Annotated in this window: 16 protein-coding genes; 9 read left to right on the top strand and 7 right to left on the bottom strand. The window is 73.5% G+C overall.

Going from position 1 to position 19742, the window contains the following annotated elements:
- Nucleotides 1-25: 25 nt before the first annotated feature.
- Nucleotides 26-1903, top strand: coding sequence for a malto-oligosyltrehalose trehalohydrolase (gene treZ, locus ACO0M4_RS06310; RefSeq protein WP_430368668.1), 1878 nt, complete (start codon nucleotides 26-28; stop codon nucleotides 1901-1903).
- A 114-nt stretch (nucleotides 1904-2017) separates the two neighbouring features.
- Here the strand turns inward: treZ and ACO0M4_RS06305 are convergent, their stop codons facing one another.
- Both ACO0M4_RS06305 and ACO0M4_RS06300 read right to left on the bottom strand, forming a co-directional pair.
- Complete coding sequence (locus tag ACO0M4_RS06305; RefSeq protein ID WP_430368667.1) at nucleotides 2018-2551, bottom strand: type 1 glutamine amidotransferase domain-containing protein; 534 nt, start codon at nucleotides 2549-2551, stop codon at nucleotides 2018-2020.
- A 203-nt stretch (nucleotides 2552-2754) separates the two neighbouring features.
- A complete protein-coding gene (locus ACO0M4_RS06300) occupies nucleotides 2755-4245 on the bottom strand; it encodes a purine-cytosine permease family protein (protein ID WP_430368666.1) in 1491 nt (496 codons plus the stop codon).
- Between the two features lie 159 nt (nucleotides 4246-4404).
- Between ACO0M4_RS06300 and ACO0M4_RS06295 the strand changes: the two genes are divergently transcribed.
- From ACO0M4_RS06295 to ACO0M4_RS06280, 4 genes are all read left to right on the top strand, one after another.
- Complete coding sequence (locus ACO0M4_RS06295) at nucleotides 4405-5997, top strand: PucR family transcriptional regulator (protein WP_430368665.1); 1593 nt, start codon at nucleotides 4405-4407, stop codon at nucleotides 5995-5997.
- A gap of 126 nt (nucleotides 5998-6123) precedes the next feature.
- Nucleotides 6124-7041, top strand: a complete 918-nt coding sequence (locus ACO0M4_RS06290) for a metallophosphoesterase family protein (protein WP_430368663.1) — start codon at nucleotides 6124-6126, stop codon at nucleotides 7039-7041.
- Nucleotides 7038-7697 carry a 4'-phosphopantetheinyl transferase family protein gene (locus tag ACO0M4_RS06285; protein WP_430368662.1) on the top strand — a complete coding sequence of 220 codons (660 nt, stop codon included), beginning with the start codon at nucleotides 7038-7040 and terminating at the stop codon, nucleotides 7695-7697. The genes ACO0M4_RS06290 and ACO0M4_RS06285 overlap by 4 nt, the downstream gene beginning before the upstream one ends.
- A 228-nt stretch (nucleotides 7698-7925) precedes the next feature.
- Complete coding sequence (locus ACO0M4_RS06280) at nucleotides 7926-9590, top strand: hypothetical protein (RefSeq protein WP_430368661.1); 1665 nt, start codon at nucleotides 7926-7928, stop codon at nucleotides 9588-9590.
- Between the two features lie 6 nt (nucleotides 9591-9596).
- Here ACO0M4_RS06280 and ACO0M4_RS06275 read toward each other — a convergent pair whose 3' ends face one another.
- Nucleotides 9597-11720: an ATP-binding protein gene (locus tag ACO0M4_RS06275; RefSeq protein ID WP_430368660.1), complete on the bottom strand. Its 2124-nt coding sequence runs from the start codon at nucleotides 11718-11720 to the stop codon at nucleotides 9597-9599.
- A 476-nt stretch (nucleotides 11721-12196) separates the two neighbouring features.
- Between ACO0M4_RS06275 and ACO0M4_RS06270 the strand changes: the two genes are divergently transcribed.
- Both ACO0M4_RS06270 and ACO0M4_RS06265 read left to right on the top strand, forming a co-directional pair.
- Nucleotides 12197-12874 carry a TIGR00266 family protein gene (locus tag ACO0M4_RS06270; RefSeq protein WP_430368658.1) on the top strand — a complete coding sequence of 226 codons (678 nt, stop codon included), beginning with the start codon at nucleotides 12197-12199 and terminating at the stop codon, nucleotides 12872-12874.
- A gap of 299 nt (nucleotides 12875-13173) precedes the next feature.
- Complete coding sequence (locus tag ACO0M4_RS06265) at nucleotides 13174-13539, top strand: hypothetical protein (RefSeq protein WP_430368657.1); 366 nt, start codon at nucleotides 13174-13176, stop codon at nucleotides 13537-13539.
- A gap of 240 nt (nucleotides 13540-13779) precedes the next feature.
- Here the strand turns inward: ACO0M4_RS06265 and msrB are convergent, their stop codons facing one another.
- From msrB to ACO0M4_RS06245, 4 genes are all read right to left on the bottom strand, one after another.
- Complete coding sequence (msrB, locus tag ACO0M4_RS06260) at nucleotides 13780-14187, bottom strand: peptide-methionine (R)-S-oxide reductase MsrB (RefSeq protein WP_430368656.1); 408 nt, start codon at nucleotides 14185-14187, stop codon at nucleotides 13780-13782.
- A 17-nt stretch (nucleotides 14188-14204) separates the two neighbouring features.
- Nucleotides 14205-15608 carry a UDP-N-acetylmuramate--L-alanine ligase gene (gene murC / locus ACO0M4_RS06255; RefSeq protein WP_430368654.1) on the bottom strand — a complete coding sequence of 468 codons (1404 nt, stop codon included), beginning with the start codon at nucleotides 15606-15608 and terminating at the stop codon, nucleotides 14205-14207.
- A 181-nt stretch (nucleotides 15609-15789) separates the two neighbouring features.
- Complete coding sequence (locus ACO0M4_RS06250) at nucleotides 15790-16431, bottom strand: response regulator (RefSeq protein ID WP_390022740.1); 642 nt, start codon at nucleotides 16429-16431, stop codon at nucleotides 15790-15792.
- Complete coding sequence (locus tag ACO0M4_RS06245) at nucleotides 16428-17672, bottom strand: sensor histidine kinase (protein ID WP_430368652.1); 1245 nt, start codon at nucleotides 17670-17672, stop codon at nucleotides 16428-16430. The genes ACO0M4_RS06250 and ACO0M4_RS06245 overlap by 4 nt, the downstream gene beginning before the upstream one ends.
- A gap of 203 nt (nucleotides 17673-17875) precedes the next feature.
- On the opposite strand from ACO0M4_RS06245, the gene ACO0M4_RS06240 reads away from it, so the two are divergent.
- Nucleotides 17876-18964, top strand: a complete 1089-nt coding sequence (locus tag ACO0M4_RS06240; protein WP_430371269.1) for an ABC transporter permease — start codon at nucleotides 17876-17878, stop codon at nucleotides 18962-18964.
- Nucleotides 18961-19647: an ABC transporter ATP-binding protein gene (locus ACO0M4_RS06235; RefSeq protein WP_430368651.1), complete on the top strand. Its 687-nt coding sequence runs from the start codon at nucleotides 18961-18963 to the stop codon at nucleotides 19645-19647. Before ACO0M4_RS06240 ends, ACO0M4_RS06235 begins: the two co-directional genes overlap by 4 nt.
- Nucleotides 19648-19742 lie beyond the last annotated feature (95 nt).

The raw sequence follows: 19742 nt of genomic DNA, 5'->3' as shown, positions 1-19742 counted from the left end.
GCCGGGGCGACGAAGGAGGACAACCGTGCTGTTCGAGGTATGGGCGCCGGACGCCGGGCGGGTCGCCCTCCACTGGGCCGGCGACCGGTCTGGCCGGCCACCGGTACCGCTGGAGCGCGACCCCGGCCGCCCCGGCTGGTGGCGCGCGGACGCAGCGGCCGGCGACGGCGACCGCTACGCCTTCCGGCTCGACGGTGGCCCACCGCGGCCCGATCCGCGCGCCGCCCGGCTGCCGGACGGCCCCGGCGGGCCCGGCGCGGTCGTCGAGCACGCCCGGTTCGCCTGGCGGCACCCGTGGCCCGGCCGCCCGCTGCCCGGCGCGGTCCTCTACGAACTGCACATCGGGACGTACACGCCCGAAGGCACCTTCGACGCCGCCGCGGACCGCCTGCACCACCTCGCCGACCTCGGCATCACCCATGTCTCCCTGATGCCGGTCTGCCCGTTCCCCGGGACCCACGGGTGGGGGTACGACGGGATCGCGCCCTGGGCGGTGCACGAGCCGTACGGCGGTCCCGACGGGCTGAAGCGGTTCGTGGACGCCGCGCACGGCCACGGCCTCGGGGTGGTCCTCGACGTGGTCCACAACCACCTCGGCCCGTCCGGCAACCACCTCCCGGAGTTCGGCCCGTACTTCACCGACGCCCACCACACGCCCTGGGGAGCGGCGGTCAACCTCGACGCCCCCGGTTCCGACGACGTCCGCCGCTATCTCATCGGGAGCGCGCTCGGCTGGCTGCGCGACTACCGCATCGACGGACTCCGACTGGACGCCGTGCACGCCCTGCACGACGACCGCGCCCAACACTTCCTGGCCGAACTGTCCGCCGCCGTGGACGCGCTCGCCGTCCAACTGCGCCGCCCGCTGTTCCTGATCGCCGAGTCCGACCGCAACGACCCGCGCACCACCGCACCGCGGGCGACCGGCGGCCTGGGGCTGCACGCCCAGTGGAACGACGACTTCCACCACGCCCTGCACACCGCACTGACCGGTGAATCCCACGGCTACTACGCCGACTTCGCCCGCGCGCCGCTCGCCGCCCTCGCCAAGACCCTCACCGGCGGCTTCTTCCACGACGGCGGCTACTCCGGCTTCCGCGGCCGCAGCCACGGCGCACCGCTGGACCTGCGGGCGACCCCGCCGCACCGACTGCTCGCCTACGCCCAGACCCACGACCAGATCGGCAACCGCGCCCACGGCGACCGGCTCACCGCCGCGCTCTCCCCCGGCCTGCTCGCCTGCGCCGCCGCGCTGGTGCTGTGCTCCCCCTTCACCCCGATGCTCTTCATGGGCGAGGAGTGGGGCGCGCGTACGCCCTGGCAGTACTTCACCGACCACCCGGACCCGGAGCTCGCGGAGGCCGTACGGGCCGGCCGGCGGCGCGAGTTCGCCGCGCAGGAGGGCGGCGCGGCGCACGGGGACGGCCTCGGCGCCAACTGGCCGGACCCGCAGGATCCGGCCACCCGCGACCGCTGCGTGCTGGACTGGACCGAACCGTCCGCCGCGCCGCACGCCGCCCTGCTGTCCTGGTACCGCACCCTCCTCTCGCTCCGCCGCACCCACCCCGCGCTGACCGACCCCGACCCGGCTCGCACCCACGTCACCCACGCCACGCACGCCACCCACGACGAGGACGCCCGCTGGCTCCTGCTCCGCCGCGGTCCCGTACACCTGGCCGTCAACCTCGCCCCGAGCGGCACGGCCACCGTCCCGCTCACCCCACCTGGGGCGACGGACTCCCCCGGGGACTTCCGGGCGGACTTCCGGGCGGTGGCTGGCTGGCCGCACCCACTGCTCCCGGAGGACGACGGGATGCTGCGCCTGCCGGCGGAGTCCGTCGTGGTGGTTGTCGGGGTGGGGGACGGAGCGGGGAGGGGAGAAGGGGGCGGGGATGTCCCCTAGGGGGTGGGCGGAGCGGGGTTCGTGAACTATCCCGGCGAGTGGTGGCACCGGTCGTACGGCGACCGCTACTGGGCGCCGCTCACCGGGGCCGGGGCCGCCGTCCCCGGTGCCGGGTCAGCGCGCGAACTCCTCGACCAGGGCCTTGCAGAAGGCGGGCAGGTCGGCGGGTCGGCGGCTGGTGACGAGGGTGTTGGCGGCCTGGGTGCACACGACCACCTGTTTGTCGACCCAGGTGCCGCCGGCGTTACGGATGTCGGTCCGCAGGCTGGGCCAGGAGGTGAGAGTGCGGCCCCGGACCACGTCGGCCTCGATCAGGGTCCAGGGGGCGTGGCAGATGGCCGCGACCGGTTTGCCGGTCTCGAAGAAGGCCGCGATGAGGGAGATCGCCCCCTTGTCCAGGCGGAGGGCGTCGGGGTTGGCCACCCCGCCGGGGAGGACCAGGGCGTCGAAGTCCGCGACGGACGCCGCGTCCACGGTCAGGTCGACGGGGAAGGTGTCGGCCTTGTCGAGGTGGTGGAACGCCTGGATCCGACCCGACCTGGTGGAGATCAGCGTGGGTGTACCGCCCGCGGCGGTGACCGCCTGCCAGGGCTCGGTCAGCTCGGCCTGTTCGGCGCCCGCGGGGGCCACCAGAAACGCCACCTGCATGGTGCGCTCACTTCCCTTCGTCCGGGCGGCCCGGTGGCCCGAGGGCCGGACGACCCGAGGGCCGGGCGTCCCGAGGGCCGGCTGGCCGGAAAACGCCGATCGGTCGGTGGGACGTATCCCTACCGACCGACCATAGCGGGATGAACGGGGCAGCTCATCCGCTGGTGCGCGGCGTCCCCGGGCGGCCCGCTCCGCCTCGCGCGTCAGCCGTGCGAGGCCGCGGCGGCCGCCGGCCCGTCCGCCGCGGTTCCCTCCAGTTCGCGCTCGCTCTCGGCGACCGCCGCCGCCTCCGCCACGTGGTCCAGGTTGCGGGTGAGCAGGTAGTACAGGCCGCCGCCGACCAGCAGGCCGGGCACGAAGGAGAGGTCCGCGCCGCCCAGCGCCTTGGTGATCGGGCCGGTGTAGAAGGAGGTGGAGAAGAACGGGACCATCGCGACGAAGCCCGCGACGTAGGCGGTGATACCGCGCCAGGACCAGCGCCCGTAGATGCCGGCCGGGTTGAAGATCGCGGTGACCGCGTAGTGGCCGCGCCGGACCCAGTAGAAGTCGACCAGGTTGACCGCCGTCCACGGGATCAGGAAGTAGAGCATCATCAGCACGAAGGTGTTGAAGCTCTCCAGGTAGTTCTCCGGGAGCAGCATCGCCACGGTGAAGACGATCAGGCCGATGGCCACGATGCCGGCGATCCGGATCCGGACGGTCGGCTTGACCGTGCGGAAGGCGTCGATCGCGCTGGTGGTGGTGAGCATCGCGCCGTACGCGTTGACGGCCATGATGCCGACCAGGGCGACGGACGAGACGACCACCGCGAAGGTGCCGAAGCCGGGGACGATCGCGTTGCCGACCTGGCGGATGCCGCTGATCGCGTCCGGGTGCGGCAGGGCCGAGGCGAGCAGGGCACCCAGCGACATCAGCCAGGCGGCGGAGCCGGCCGCGCCCGCGTAGGTCCACCAGATGACCTTGCGCGCGGAGACGTCGCGGGGCAGGTAGCGGGAGTAGTCCGAGACGTAGACGGCGTAGCTGATCTGGTAGCCGGCCGCGGCGGAGAAGACCACCAGGAAGGACGTCCAGGAGCCGTGCGCGGCGTGCCCGGCGGCGGCCGCGGAGTGCGGGTCGAGCTGGACCAGCGCACCGACGGTCAGCACGCCGAAGACCACGATCAGCACGTAGGTGAGCCAGCGCTGGACCAGGTGCAGCAGGTCGTGGCCGACCACGGCGAGCACGATGGCGACGCCGATGATCAGCACGTACCAGAGGGTGGTGCCGCCGGGGAAGACGGTCCGTAGGCCCTGGGCGGCCAGGACCACGTTGAAGACGTTGAACCCGACGTAGACGAAGACCACGGCGGCGAACGGGACGATCGCGCCGCGGATGCCGAACTGGGCCCGCGACTGGATCATCTGCGGCAGGCCCATCCGGGGGCCCTGGTTGGCATGGAAGGCCATGAAGAAGGTGCCGAAGCAGGCGCCGAGGATGACGGCGGCCACGGAGGCGGGCAGGCTCAGGCCGAGGGCCGGGCCGAGGAAGCCGGTGACCATCGTGGTGAGCACGAAGTTGCCGGTGAACCAGAACGGACCCTGGTGCCACACCTTCCCGTGCCGTTCGCGGACGGGGACGTAGTCGATGGAGCGGACCTCGATCATGCGGGAGCCTCGCCCCTCGCTCGTGCCTTCCATGGGTGCCGTGGGATCCATGGGTTACTCCTCGGGCGTGGCGACAGGGTGTGCGGGGTGGTGCCGCGGGCAGCCGGTGGGGAACTGCGGATTCCGCGGTGGTGTGAACCTAGGCGCCCGCTCGCCGGGACTCGATCGCCCGATCGTCGATTCAATAGATATGTGGTGGACACTATGTCTATGCCGCTGCGTATCTCGGACCTGCTGGCCCGGCCCGACCTCCCCCTGGCCCTCACCTACGACGTACCGCAGGAGCTGCTGTCCCGCACCATCGAGGCGGCGACCGTCTCCGACCTCCTACACCCGGGGAAGTGGCTGCAGGGCGGCGAGCTGCTGATGACCATCGGGCTGCTGCTGCCGATGGAGCCGGCGGACTGCCGCGCCTACGTCCGGGACGTGGCCGAGGGCGGCGCGGCCTGCCTGGCGCTCGGGCTGGGGCAGGGGCTGCCGTACCAGGACGCGCCGGAACCGCTGGTCACGGCGGCGCAGGAGGCGGGGCTGCCGCTGCTGACGGTGCCGGACGAGGTCCCGTTCATCGCGGTCACCAAGGCGGTCTTCGACGCCCGGGCCACCGAGCAGCGGGAGGTGCTGCACCGGGCCTTCGCCACCCAGCGGCGGCTGACCGCGGCCGCGGCGACCAGCGACGGGCTGCAACCGATGCTGGCGGAGTGGACGGCGGCCACCGGGGTCGGCGCCACGGTCCTCGACCCGGTGGGGCGGCAGCTGGCGGCCGCCGAGCAGGAGCCCCGGACCCCGCTCGCACAGGCCCGCGACCTGGTCGAGCGGGTCGCCGCGCGGGGGCTGCGCGGCAGTGCCACCAGCACCGCCGGCGGCCAGCAGCTGGAGGTACAGCCGCTCGGCGCCCGCCGGCTGCGCGGGCTGCTGCTGCTCACCGGCCGGCCGGACGACGCCGCCCGGTCCGTCGTCCCCGGACTGATCTCGCTGCTCTCCCTGGAGCTGGAGCGACGCCACCTACGGGACGAGCCGGAGCGCCGGCGGCGGTCGGCGCTGCTGTCCGAGCTGCTGGCGGACGAGGACCTGGCGGCGGACCGGGCCAGGGACATGCTGGCGTCGGCGGGGCTGTCCGCTGAGCGGGTGCGGGCGGTCGTCGTGGAGGCGGCGCCCGTCACCGGTCCGCGGACCGCCGGCGGCGCACCCTCGCGGGCCGGGCTGTCGGAGGGCGCGGCCCAGGAGATGGCGGCCGATCTGGCGCTGGCGATGCCCGGCGGGCTGGTGCGGGTGACCGGCGGGCCGGGGTCCGCGCCGGGGCCGGTGATCGAGGCGGTGGTGGGCGAGGAGTTGGACATCCACGCGGTGCTCGGCCGGTTCGCACCGCACTGCCCGGCGGGCATCGGCCCGGCCACCGCGCCGGAGGCGGTCCGGGTGTCGCTGCGGCAGGCGACCGGGCTGCTGGCGGTCAGCCGGACCAGCGGGGCGCCCGCGGAGGCCCGGCAGAGCGAGGCCGCCCGGCTGCTGCTGGAGCTGGGCGACCGGCGGACGCTGCACGGCTACGCCGATACCGTGCTCGGCCCACTGGACCTGGCCGACAACGGCGAGGAGCTGATCGCCACCCTCGCCGCCTGGCTGGAGACCGGCGGCGCGTGGGACGCCACCAGCCGCCGGCTCAGCGTCCACCGGCACACCGTGCGCAACCGTCTGGACAAGGCGATGGACCTCACCGGGCGCCACCTCGACGACCCCGACGACCGTTTCGACCTGTGGCTGGCCACCCGTATCCGGCGCGGTGGCGCCCCCTCCCCCGGCGCCCGCTGACGGCCGCGCTCGCCGGGGCACCGCCGGCTCGCGGGCCGTCCCGACCGGGGCGGCCCGGCCCGCGGCACATCCCCTGGTTTACAGGAGGCGCTTCACTCTCCCCTCCGCACCGTCTTTACTGCTGAGGTGACATATGAGATCCGCACCTTCGCCCCCGGCGCCGAGCATGCCACGGCCGCGCCGGCCCCCGCCTCGCGCGAGGGCCGCCTAGTGGCCGTCAGCGATCTACACGTCCGGTACGACGAGAACCGCGACATCGTCGAGCGGTTAAGACCGGAGTCCGACGACGACTGGCTGCTGGTGGCCGGGGACGTCGGGGAGTACGTCGAGGACATCCACTGGGCGCTCGGCCGACTCAGCGACCGGTTCGCCAAGGTGGTGTGGGTGCCCGGCAACCACGAACTGTGGACCCCCGCCAAGGATCCGGTACAGCTGCGCGGCGTGGCCCGTTACGAGCATCTGGTGGAGGTCTGCCGGGAGTTGGGGGTGGTCACCCCCGAGGACCCCTATCCCGTCTGGGAGGGCGCGGGCGGCCCGGTCGCCCTCGCGCCGCTCTTCCTCCTCTACGACTACTCCTTCCGGATGCCCGGCGTGGGATCCAAGGAACAGGCCCTGGCGCTCGCCGAGAAGGCGGGGGTCGTCTGCACCGACGAATACTTCCTGCATCCCGACCCCTACCCGTCCCGCGAGGCGTGGTGCCGGGCCCGGGTGGCGGAGACCGAGGCCCGGCTCGCGGCCCTCCCGGCGGATCTGCCGACGGTCCTGATCAACCACTGGCCACTGGTCCGCGAGCCCACCAGACCCCTGTGGTACCCGGAGTTCGCCCTGTGGTGCGGGACGGAGGCCACCGCCGACTGGCCCCGCCGGTTCCGCGCCACCACGGTGGTCTACGGGCACCTGCACATCCCGCGGCTGCTGTTGTGGGACGGAGTGCCCCACCAGGAGGTGTCGCTCGGCTACCCTCGCGAATGGCGGCGTCGCTCCGGCTCCCCCGGCCGCCCGGTCCAGATCCTGCCCGTCGCCACCACCGGAGTGCCCGCGTGATCGAGAAGCTGCTGCCCGCGCCGATAGCGACCGCCGAGTCCTTCCACGACGACCCGCTCTCGGAGATGTATCCGGAGGAGTTCGCGCTGGTGGCCGAGGCGGTGCCGCACCGGCAACGGGAATTCGGCACGGTCCGCAACTGCGCCCGCCGGGCCCTGACCGCCTTCGGGATCGCCCCCGCACCGGTGCTGCCCGGGGCGGGCCGCGCCCCGATCTGGCCGACCGGCATCGTCGGCGCGATGACCCACTGCACCGGCTACCGCGGCGCCGCCGTGGCCCGGGCGACGGACTTCCGCTCCGTGGGCGTCGACGCGGAGCCGCACGCGCGCATCGAGGACCCCGGCGTCCTGGACCTCGTGACGCTCCCCGACGAGCGGACGCAGATCTCCCGCCTCGCCGCGCACCAGCCGGAGATCTGCTGGGACCGACTGATCTTCAGCGCCAAGGAGAGCGTCTACAAGGCGTGGTACCCGCTCACCGGCCGCTGGCTGGGCTTCGAGGAGGCCCACCTCACCCTCGACCCGACCGACGCCACCTTCACCGCCCGGCTACTGGTGCCCGGCCCGGTGGTGGACGGCCAGCGCCTCACCGAGTTCAGCGGTGGGTGGCTGATCGGGTCGGGGCTGGTGATGACGGCGGTGACGGTGCCCGTCTGACGGCCCATCACCTCTTCGTCCCGTGCGGGGGCACCCACTGGTGCCCCCGCCGGCCGGGTCGCCCCGGCCTCCCGGCCCGACGCTAGGGTGATCGGGAAGCGCCGCAGAGGCTGCGCAGCCAGCAGGAGGTGACAGGTGGGGCCATCCGATCCCCCGGTGATACGCGTGCCGGTCGGGGAAGGCTCCGATCGTTGGGTCAGCCGGGCGACGCCTTGTCGCGTTCTGTTCGTGGTGCACAACGTCACGTCCGCCGGGCGCCTGCTGGACGTACTGCCGCTGTTCCACGATGACTTCCGGGTGCAACTGCTGGTCACCTCGACGGAATCGTCCGCGTTCCAGGGCGGGATCCGTGAGCTGTTCGCCGAGTTGGGCCTTCCGGTGGTGCCGTGGGAGCAGGCGCTACAGACACCTGTGGACCTCGCCGTATCCGCCAGCTTCGGCGGTCAACTGCACGCGATCCACGGCAAATTGACCATTTTGTCACACGGTGTCGGATACACTAAAAAGCTAGCCAAGCCGGGAGCCGGGAGCCGGGAGCCGGGAGCCGGGAGCCGGGAGCCGGGAGCCGGGAGCCGGGAGCCGGGAGCCGGGAGCCGGGAGCCGACCTTCGGGCTGTCGCCGGAGTGGCTGCTCGCGGACGGCGAACCGTTCGTGGACGGACTCGTCCTGTCGCATCCGGAGCAACGGGAACGTCTGCTCCGCGTATGCCCCGAAGCCGAGAAGGCAGCCGTACTCGCCGGCGACCCCTGCTTCGACCGCATGCTGGCCGCCCGCCCGTACCGGGAACGGCTCCGGCGGGCCCTCGGCGTGCGCCGCGGCCAACGGCTCATCGTCCTGAACTCGACCTGGAACCCGGAAGGTCTCTTCGGAAACGGCGGTGACCAGGACGTCCTGCCCAGTCTGCTGCCCCGGATCGCCGCCGAACTGCCGGCCGACGACTACCGGCTGGCAGCCGTCCTGCATCCGAACATCTGGTACGGGCACGGCCCGGGCCAGATCCGCATGTGGCTGGACCGCGCCCGGCGCAGCGGGCTGGCCCTGATCGACCCCGTGCGCGCGTGGCGGCAGGCCCTCCTGGCCGCGGATGTCGTTCTGGGGGACTTCGGGGCGGTCTCCTACTACGCCGCGGCGCTGGGCATCCCGGTGCTCCTGGCGGCCGCCGGGGAGGACCGACTCGACCCGGAGGCGCCGCTCGCGGCGTTCGTCCGGGACGCTCCGCGGCTCGACCCGCACGCCCCGTTGCGCGACCAGCTGGTGGAGCTGCTGGCGCGGCACCGACCGCTCGCCGGGCCGGCGGAGTTCACCACCTCGGCGCCGGGATCCTCAGCGGAACTCCTGCGACGGCACTTCTACACACTGCTGGATCTCCCCCAGCCCGCCACTCCCGCGCTGCTGGAACCGCTGCCGCTACCGCCGCACGATCCTCCGCGGCGCACCAACCCGCTGGACGTCCGTACGCAGGTCCGCGGTACGGACGTCATGATCGAGCGATCCACGGGCCATCCGTACGACGCCGCCGGCGAAACGCACCGCGCGGTGCACGAGGACACCCGCGATCCCGGAGACCTGGCGACGGCCGACGTGATCTGGCGTGACGGGCCGCCGGACGACCCCTGCTTGGGCGGCCCGGACGAGTGGACCGCGGAGATACTGCACCGTCATCCGCACTGCGCACTCGCCGCGTACGTCAGCGGGCCGGACCGCTGCACCGTGCGCAGCCGGCACCTCGGTGCGTTCCGACTGGTGGCGGGCCCGGGCGCGGACGCCGACCCGGCGGCGTACGCCTCCGCGCTGCACGCCTGGTTGGTACACGGCGGCGAGGTGCCGCCGGGCGGGGCGACGCTCCGGGTGCACGCGGCCGGTGGCGTGCACCCGGTGGTGTGCACCCGGTGACGGCGGCTACTCCCCGGCTTCGCAACGCTCCCGGAGCCGAGCGAGGTACTCCAGGTGGGGAGTCGCCCCCTCCGGCGTGAGCAGGCGTTCGGCCTCGGCGATCCCGGCCAGCGCCGCGGTATCCTCGCCGGCGTCGTGCAACGTCTCGGCGAGGTCGGTGAGCACGCGGCCCTGGTTGTACGCCTCGCCCTGTTCCGCGAAGTAGTCCCGCGCGCGCTCAAGGCGGACGCGGGATTCCGCCAACTGCCCCAAGCCACGCAGCGCACGCCCCTGGTGGCGCTCGGCCAGGGCGAGGGCGCGCGGCAGGTCCTCCGCGCCGTTCTGCTCGGCGGCGATCCGCCGGTACAGCTGCTCCGCCTCGACGAACCGCTCGTATGCCGCTCCGTACCGCCATCGACTCAACATCAGCAGGCCCAACAGCTCCACGGACGACGCCTCCCCCCGCAGGTGGCCCGCCGCGCGCTCACCCGTGACGGCGAGGTGCGTCTCGCGGTCGGCCTCCTCCCATCGCCGCAGTTCGCCGAAGCAGTGACCGAGTTGGAAGTGGAGGGCGGCTGCCGTGCGGGTCTCCGGATGGTGCTCGTCGGCGCACCGGGCCGCGATCTGGAGTGCGGGCAGCACGTCGTCCCAGTACCCGGCCTTCAGCTGCAGCGGCCACAGCGCGCGGGCCAGTCGCAGCGCCACGTCGAGGTGCCCGTATGCGTCGGCCACGGAGACCGCCCGGATCACATTCGCGGCCTCGACCCGCAACGCCGCCATGCCCGCGGCCTCGTCGCGGTACGGCGTGCCGTCCACCGGCGCGGGCTCGACCCGCCAGCTCCGCGGCAGCGCGGCATGTGCGGCGTGCAGCGCTCGGTTCAGCAGGCGGTCGAGTACGCGGGACACCGCCGCGGCGCACTCCGCGATTCCGTGCTCCGGCCCCGCGGCGTCCGCCAGGAGTCGCCGCACCTCGGGACGGAAGCGGTAGCGGCCCTCGTGCAGGGGCTCCACCAACTGCACGTCCACCGCTTCGGTCAGCATGCGGGCGGCGTCCTCCGGGGCGACGTCCGCGGCGGCCCCGGCCAGGTCGGCGTCGAACGCGGGCCAGCCGCCCACCGCAGCCAGCCGGCACAGCCTCGCCGCCTCCGGGCCGAGCTCGCGGCACGCGGCCTGGGCCATGCCGTGCACCGGAGAGCGCCCGGTGGGAGCGTCCGCCGGGTCCGGGTGCGGCGGTTCCGCGGTCAACAGGCGCATCGCCGCCGCCTTCAGGGCGAACGCGTTGCCCGCACAGCGGCCCAACAGCGCCGGCAACTGCGACTTGGCGAGCGCCACCTTCTCCGGTCCGGCGACCTTCCTGAGCATCTTCACCGCGTCCCGGTCCTTCAGCTGCGGTACGGCGATGCGTTCCGCCTCCAGCGCGAAGGCCGGTCCGGAGGCGATCACCATGAGGAAGACCTCAGGGGTCGCGGGGAGGAGGTTGCGGACCTGTGCGACGCGGGCGGCGTGGTCGACCACCACCAGCGCCCTGCGGCCGGCCGTCAGCCGCCGGTACAGCTCCTCGCGCCCGGCCTCCGTGGGTGGCACGCGTTCCCGCTCGACCCCCATTTTCTGCAACAGGCGCAGCAGGACGGCGGACGGCCCCGGACCGTTCTCCGCAGCTTCGTCACGGAGGTCGACGTAGAACTGTCCGTCGGGGTACCGGGCGATCTCGGTGGCACCCCAGTACAGGCCCACGGCGGTGGTGCCGATCCCCGGGGGCCCATGGAGCAGGGCGGCCCGCGGCCGACCCGCGGCCGGCCGGACCGCCTCCCGGGTCAGCAGCTTCAGTACCCGCTGGCGGTCGGTGAAGTTCCTGGTGGCGGGCGGCAGTCCGGCTCCGGGGGTCAGCAGTGGCGCGGGCGCCGGCATGCTCCGCAAGAGCTGAGCCCACTCGCCGTTCTGTTGCGGGTCCCGGCCCAGTCGCGCGTGCAACTCCTGCGCCAGCGCCTCCCACCCCGTCGGACTCGCCGGGAGCGGCGCCTCTCGCCCCAGGGTCCGTCGCACCAGCGCACCCGTCGACACGAGCACCTGCTTGCCCATCTCTCCCGCGGCGCCATTTCCCACCGCGGTGAGGAATGCGGTGAGCGCTCCCACCGTCACGATCTCGAACACGCCAGCCCCCTCCCCTGGTCCCTGGGTTCGGTATCTGGCTGGACTGTATCCCCGCCACAGCAGGCCGGGGAAACGATCTGGCCCCGGCGAAAGCGGCCGCCGGCCGTCGCAGACCAGGCAGCGGCACGATCCGACACCCTGACCGAGGACGACCTGATAGCGGCGTTGCGGAAGTTACGGGGGTGGGGCCTGGCCGACATCGCGGCCCCGTAGCACCGCCCGCCTGCCCCCGCGCCAACTCGCCTTCCCGGGCGCCCCGTTATGGCGCGCCGGCGAGCCGTGCCGGAGCCGCCGCCGCCCGGGGAGAACCGATGGCAGTACCCCCAATACCTCCAACGCCTCCAAAGGCTCCGAAGGCTCCGAAGGCTCCGAAGGCTTTCGGCGGGGCCGCGGTGCGCAGCGTCGCCCGTAGCATGCGATCCGCCGAGAACCACTCCGGCAAAAACTGAGAACCACTCCGGCAAAAGAAGGCCGACATGAAGATCGAAGTACGACACAGCCCCTCGTTCGCGGTGGCCCGGGTGCACCTGGTGGCGGGCGAGGTCGTCCGCGCCGAGTCCGGGGCGATGATGGCCACCTCCGCGGGGATCGGCGTCGAGGCGAAGGCCGAGGGCGGCCTGTTCAAGGGGCTCAAGCGCAGCGTCCTGGGCGGCGAGTCCCTCTTCGTCACCCGGTTCACGGCAGGCGCCGAGGGCGGCTGGGTCGATCTCACCGCGCGCCTTCCCGGCGATGTGACCACCGTCGCCGTCGACGGCGGCGTCAACCTCGCCCGCGGCGCGTGGCTGTGCTCGTCCGAAGGCGTCGACCTCGACACCAAGTGGGGCGGGTTCAAGAACCTGGCCGGCGGCGAGGGCGGCTTCCTGGTGCGCGCCGAGGGGCAGGGCCAGGTCCTCGCCACCTGTTACGGGGCGCTGGACGAGGTCGAGTTGCAGCCCGGCGAGCAGATGGTGCTCGACTCCGGGCATCTGGTCGCGTTCAGTGACGGCGTCTCCTACACCACGCGCAAGGTGGCCCGCGGGCTGATGCAGACCCTCAAGTCCGGCGAGGGCCTCGTCTTCGAGTTCACCGGCCCCGGCCGGCTGTGGACCCAGAGCCGCAACCCCAACGAGCTGGTCACCTGGCTCACCGCGAAACTCCCCTTCAGCCGGGGGTAGTTCAGGCCGCGACCCGGGCACCGTGCCCACGCGCCGGGCACGGGCGCGGGCACGGGCGCGGGCACGGGCGCGGGCACGGGTCGGCGCCCGGTCGCCGACCGAGCCGGGCACGCGGCTGGGGGTTCAAAAGCCGGCCCCACCATCGAGGCGGCGTGGGCGGCACTCACGAGCAACGCCCGCGAGCGACAGCCCCGGGATCCGGCGCGTCCCAAGTAATGCGTCGCATTTTGCATTAATCTCCACTAACCGTATGAAGTCGATCAATTACTGATCGCATCCGATCGATTTTCGGAGATGACATGCGCAAGCTTCGCAAGGCTGCCGTCGTGATGGCCGTTCTCGGCAGCGTCGGCCTCGTCGGCGCAGGCACCGCCTACGCCAGTTGCGGGACGGACCGTGGCGACAGCCACCCCCAGCCGAGCCACCAGAACGTTTCCCGGCAGCAGTCGAGCGGCAGACACCAGCACGGCAGACCGCACCGCCGCAAGGTCGTCATCCTGCAGCACACCTCATGCCGGGCATACGACAAGAACGTCGACGTACTCGGTCAGGTCGGGGTCCTGGACGGCCTGCTGGGCCACCGGCACGGGTGGAAGGACAGACGGGACGAGCAGGCCACCAGGATCGGCTCGTCCGTGGGATGCAACAACGTCGTCCGCCTGTAAGGACAAGCCTCCGCGCAGCGCCCTCGCCGCGGCGAGGGCTCGACACGCGAAGCCGAACGCACCCGGTGCGCCACTGATCTGACCCATCGGGCTGCCGGGACGTCCGCCCCCAACAGCCCGGATGCCCGCGCCCCCATCACCGGGGCGCGGGCATCGGCACGTCACCTCAACCACTGACGGCACGTCAAACAGCCACAGCGACAACCGCAGCCACGGCCACAGTCACGACCGACGCGGATCTCAGCCCTCGTCCGGAGCCAGCCGCAGCGAGATCGAGTTGATGCAGTACCTCTGGTCCGTCGGCGTCGGGTAGCCCTCGCCCTCGAAGACGTGCCCGAGGTGCGAGCCGCAGCGGGCGCAGCGGACCTCGGTGCGGACCATGCCGTGGCTGTGGTCCTCCAGGAGCTCGACGGCGTCGGTGTCCTTGGGGTCGTAGAAGCTCGGCCAGCCGCAGTGGCTTTCGAACTTGGTGTCGGAGCGGAACAGCTCGGCGCCGCAGGCGCGGCAGGAGTAGGCGCCGGTGGTCTTGGTGTCGGTGTACTCGCCGACGAAGGCGGGCTCGGTGCCGCCCTGACGCAGGACGTGGTACTCGGCCGGGGTCAGCTCGGCGCGCCACTGCTCGTCGGGCTTGTCGATCTCGTACGTCATCGGGGGCCTCCTTACGCTCATGCGCCCAGGCGGGACAGGATCGCGGGGCCGAGGTCGGTCACATCGCCCGCGCCCATGGTGAGAACAAGGTCACCGGGCTTGGTCATTCCGGCGATGAGGTCCGGGATCGCGCTCTTTTCGGCCTCGGGGGTGACCTGGGCGCCGGCGGCCCGGGCGGCGTCGGTGATCAGGGCGCTGGTGACGCCCGGGATCGGGTCCTCGCGGGCCGGGTAGATGTCCAGGACGACGGAGGCGTCGGCGAGGGCGAGCGCCTGGCCCATCTCGGTGGCCAGCTCCTGGGTGCGGGAGTAGAGGTGCGGCTGGAAGACGACGAAGATGCGGCCGCCGGCCTCCTCGGTGGCGCCGCGGATGGCCTCCAGGTCGGCGGTCATCTCGGTGGGGTGGTGGGCGTAGGAGTCGATGACCTGGACGCCGGCGGCCTCGCCCTTGAGCTGGAGGCGGCGCTTGACGCCGGTGTACTTGCCGAGGGCGTCGGCGAGCTGGTGCGGCGGGAGGTCGAGGGCGACCCCGGCGGCCAGTGCGGCGACGGCGTTGCCGGCGTAGTGCCGGCCGGGGACGGAGACGGTGAAGGTGAGGATCTTGCCGCTGGTGAGGGTGACGGTGACGTCGCTGGCCAGGCCGTGCGGGGTGATCTGGAGGATGCGGACGTCGGCGTCCTTGGACTCGCCGTAGGTGACGATCTCGATGCCGTCGCGGCCGGCGAGCCGGGAGGTGAGCTCGCGGGCGCCGGGGTGGTCGGCGGAGATGACCAGGGTGCCGCCGGGGCGGATGCGGTCGGCGAAGGTCTCGAAGGAGGCGTAGATCTCGTCCATCGAGGCGTAGTTGGCGTGGTGGTCGAGCTCGACGTTGAGGACGATGGCGACCTCGGGGGCGTACTTGTGGAAGCTGCGGTCGCTCTCGTCGGCCTCGGCGACGAAGATCCGGCCGGTGCCGTGCTCGGCGTTGGAGCCGGGAGCGTCCAGGTCGCCGCCGATGGCGTACGACGGCTTGAGGCCGAGGGCGCCGAGGGAGACGGCGAGCATCGACGTGGTGGTGGTCTTGCCGTGGGTGCCGGCGACGGCGATGGCGCGCAGGCCGTCCATGAGGGCGGCGAGGGCGTCGGAGCGGTGGACGACGGGGATGCCGCGCTGCTGGGCGGCGGCCAGCTCGGGGTTGTCGGGGCGGATCGCGGAGGAGACCACCACGCTGGTGGCGTCCTGGGCGAGGTGCTCGGCGGCGTGCCCGATGTGGACGGTGGCGCCGAGGTCGCGCAGGGCCTGGGCGGTCGCGGAGTCCTTGGCGTCGCTGCCCGCCACCTCGGCGCCGCGCTTCGCGAGGATCTTCGCGATGCCCGACATACCGGCGCCGCCGATGCCGATGAAGTGCGGCCGTTCCATCGAGGCTGGGATGGCGGGTGCCATGGGTTACGTCTCCCTGATCGTCGAGCGTGGCGTGCGGGTGGTGCGGTCGTGCCGGTCGTGCGTCGTGTCGTACGTCGTGCTGCGGACGATTCTCGCACCCGGCACCGACAACGGCGGTCCGCGACCCCGCGGCGGTGTGCGCCACGTGCCGAAGCGCCCGGCGGGGCGCACAGCGGGGCACTCAGCGGCGGATCAGGCCCTGCGCGGTGGCGGCGGCGACCGCGGCGGTGCGGGAGTCGACGCCCAGCTTGGCGTAGATGTGGACGAGGTGGGACTTGACGGTCGCCTGGCTGAGGAAGAGCTGCTTGCTGATCGCCGCATTGGAGAGGCCGTCGGCGACGAGCTGGAGGACCTCGGTCTCGCGGCGGGAGAGGGCGGTGGCGGGTGTCCGCATCCGGTCCATCAGGCGCAGCGCGACGGTGGGGGCGAGCGCGGACTTCCCGGCCGCGGCGGACCGCACCGCGGCGGCCAGCTCGTCCGGCGGGGCGTCCTTGAGGAGGTAGCCGGTGGCGCCCGCCTCGATGGCGGCGAGGATGTCGGCGTCGCTGTCGTAGGTGGTGAGGATCAGGACGCGGGGCGCGCCGGGACGGGCGGTGATCTCGGCGGTGGCCCGGGACCCCAGCATCCGGCCGCCGAACTGGAGGTCCATGAGGACCACGTCGACGCCGAGCCGGCCGGCCAGTTCCACGGCTTCCTCGGCGGTGGGGACGTCGGCGGCGATCTCGAAGTCCGGCTCGGTCTCCAGGACGGCGCGGAGTCCGGCCCGGACGACGGGGTGGTCGTCGGCGAGCAGCAGCCGGACGGGGGTGGCGGGTGCGGTCACGGGGCGGTCCCCCGGGTGGTCTCGGGGACGGGCGTCGGGTCGGGGCAGGGCAGGGTGACGGCGAGCGCGGTGCCTTCCCCGGGGGCGGACTCGACGGCGAGGGTGCCCTGGAGGGCGCGGGCCCGGGCACGCATCGCGGCCAGCCCGAAGCCGGAACCACCGGCCCCGGAGCCGGGCGGCGGCACCTCGGAGGGCACGAATCCGGCGCCGTCGTCGACGACGTCCAGGGCGACCTCGGTGTCCATGTAGCTGAGGGTCAGCTCGACGCGGCCGGCGGCGGCGTGCTGGACGGTGTTGGCGAGCGCGGACTGGGCGATGCGCAGCAGGGCGACCTCGTGCGGGGTGGGCAGCGGGGCGGGGGCGCCGGAGACCTGGCAGTGCACGGCCAGCCCGGAGGTGCGGGCGGTGGCGGCGCACAGCCGCTCCAGGGCGGCCGGCAGCGACCCGGCCTCCAGGCCGGGCGGACTCAGCGCGCGGACGAAGCGGCGCGCCTCGGCGAGGTTGTCGACGGCGGCCGTGCGGGCCTGCCTGATGTGGCCGAGGGCGGTCTCCGGCCGGTCCGGTACGGCGCGTTCGGCGGCCCGGAGCAGCAGCTGGATGCTGGAGAGGCCCTGGGCGAGGGTGTCGTGGATCTCGCGGGCCAGGCGCTCGCGTTCGGCGAGGACGCCGGCGGCGCGTTCGGCGGCGGCAAGTTCGCTGCGGGCGGCGGTGAGCTCCTCGATGAGGCGGCGGCGCTGTTCGCTCTCCCGGTAGAGGGCCTGGTAGCCGAGGACGACGGCGACCGCGACCGCCGCGCCCAGGGCGGGGCCGATGATCGTGCCGACGCTGAGCGAGCGGGTGTGCCAGGCGAATCCGGCGATGGCGAGGGCCGTACTGGCCGCGACGGCGGGCAGCGCCCAGCGCAGCGGCAGCAGGTGCAGCTGGACGAAGAAGAGCGGGAAGGCCAGCCAGACGCCGTCCGGGGTGAGCGCCAGCAGCACCATCCAGACCGCGACCACGGCGGCGAGCCAGAGCGCGGCGGCGCGGGAGGAGCTGCGGACCCGGGGCAGTACGGGGCCCAGCACGTAGAGCGCCAGCAGGACCACGGCGGTGGCGAGCACGGCCGGGGCGGTGGGTGACCCGTCGGCGAGCGCGCGTACGGCGGCGAGCGCGAGCAGCGCGGCCACCATCAGGTGGAGGCCCAGGCGCAGCGCGCGCAAGACGGGGGTGAGGGAGTGGTCGGTCCTGGCTTCTTCGGTCACGGCTCCTTCAGGCTACGGGCCGGTGCCCGGCCCGGCATCAATCGAAAGGTGGAGCACGGGCATCCAAAGGTGGAGGTCGGACCGCATCTTTCGGCGGCGGTGAACCACTCCTGGGCGCGATGCCCGGCACCCCCGCGACGGGCGACGGTGGGAGCCAGTCGCCGGGCAGCAGACCCGGCACCGATCCGAGGATGGCCGCGCCGGTGTTCGTCGCCTGGAGAGATCTGAGATTCGCCAAGGGCCGGTTCGCCCTGATGGGGACCGTCGTCACCCTGATCACGGTGTTGGTGGGGCTGCTGTCCGGCCTGACGGCGGGGCTGGGCCGGGAGAACACCTCGGCGATCACCGCACTGCCCGCCGACCACCTGGTCTTCTCCGCCCCCGCCGGGGACGGCAAACCGTCGTTCACCGACTCCCGGCTGCCGGAGCGGACGGTGCAGGAGTGGGCGCGGGTGCCCGGGGTGCGCAGCGCGGACCCGCTGGGCATCGCCACCACGAAGGCCGAGGGTGCCGGCGGGAAGTCGGCGGCGGTGTCGGTGTTCGGGGTGCGCCCCGGGTCCCGTCTGGCGCCGTCCTCGGGGCCGGCCGGTGACGGCACGGTGGTGCTGTCCGAGAAGGCCGCCGCGGCGCTCGGCGTACGGGCCGGTGACCAGGTCGCGCTGGGCGGCCGGAAGCTCGCCGTGACGGCGGTGTCGGGGGCGGCGATGTACAGCCACACGCCGGTGGTGTGGGCCTCGCTGGACGACTGGCACCGGCTGTCCGGGAGCCCCGGCGGCGCGGGGTCGGGGGGCGCGACGGTGCTCGCCCTGTCCACCACCTCGACGGACGGTCTGGCCGCGGCGGACCGGCGGCTCGACACCCGGACGGTGGGCGCGGCGGACGCCCTGACGGCGATCGGCTCGTACAGCGCCGAGAACGGGTCGCTCCAGCTGATGCGCGGCTTCCTGTTCGCGATCTCCGCGCTGGTCATCGGGGCGTTCTTCACGGTCTGGACGATCCAGCGCAGTGGCGACGTCGCGGTGCTCAAGGCACTCGGCGCCTCGACCCGCTACCTACTGCGGGACGCCCTCGGCCAAGCCGTCGTCCTCCTGGCGATCGGTACCGGCCTGGGGACCGCGGTGGCGGCCGGGGTGGGCGCCGCGGTGGGCGGCGCCGTGCCGTTCGTGCTCGACCCATCCACCGTGCTGGTCCCGGCCCTGATCATGATCGCGCTGGGTGCCGTGGGCGCCGCGCTGTCCATCCGCCGCATCACCTCCGTCGACCCGCTGACCGCCCTGGGAAGTGCCCGATGAGCCTCGAACTGACCGATGTCACCCTCACCTACCCCGACGGCGACAGCCGGCTGACCGCACTGGACGCGGTCTCGCTGACCGTGCCGGCGGGCAGCCTGACGGCCGTGGTCGGGCCGTCGGGGTCCGGCAAGTCCAGTCTGCTGGCGGTCGCCGCGACGCTGATCCGGCCGGACCGCGGGCGGGTGGTGCTCGACGGCACGGACACCGCGGGGCTGAGCCGCGGCGAGCTGACGACGCTGCGCCGCACCAGCATCGGGACGGTCTTCCAGCAGCCGAACCTGCTGCCGTCGCTGACCGCCGTCGAGCAGCTCCAGGTGATGGCCCACCTGGACGGCCGCTCGCCCCGTACGGCGCGCTCCCGGGCGCGGGAGCTGCTGGCGGCGGTGGGCCTTACGGGGCAGGCGGACCGGCGGCCGCACCAGTTGTCGGGCGGCCAGCGGCAGCGGGTCAACATCGCCCGGGCGCTGATGAACGAGCCCGCGGTGCTGCTGGTCGACGAGCCGACCAGTGCGCTGGACCACGAGCGGGGCGCCGCGGTCCTCGGCCTGCTGACCGACCTCACGCATCAGCGCGGCACCGCGACGGTGCTGGTCACCCACGACCGTTCGCACCTGGCCGCGGTGGACGCGGTGGCGGAGGTCCACGACGGGCGGCTGACCTCGGGGGCGGGCGCCGGGGTGTGAGTCCCGTAGGGACGGGCGGGGGCGCCGGCCCGTCCCTACGCCCCGCAGTCGGCTGGCTGGCTAGTTGGCTGGCGCCCCTCCGGTGGGACGGGGTC

Source organism: Streptomyces sp. RGM 3693, assembly GCF_050471125.1.
Lineage (GTDB): Bacteria > Actinomycetota > Actinomycetes > Streptomycetales > Streptomycetaceae > Streptomyces.
The sequence above is the reverse complement of the archived record's forward strand: the minus strand, read 5'-3'. Positions and strand labels throughout refer to the sequence as shown.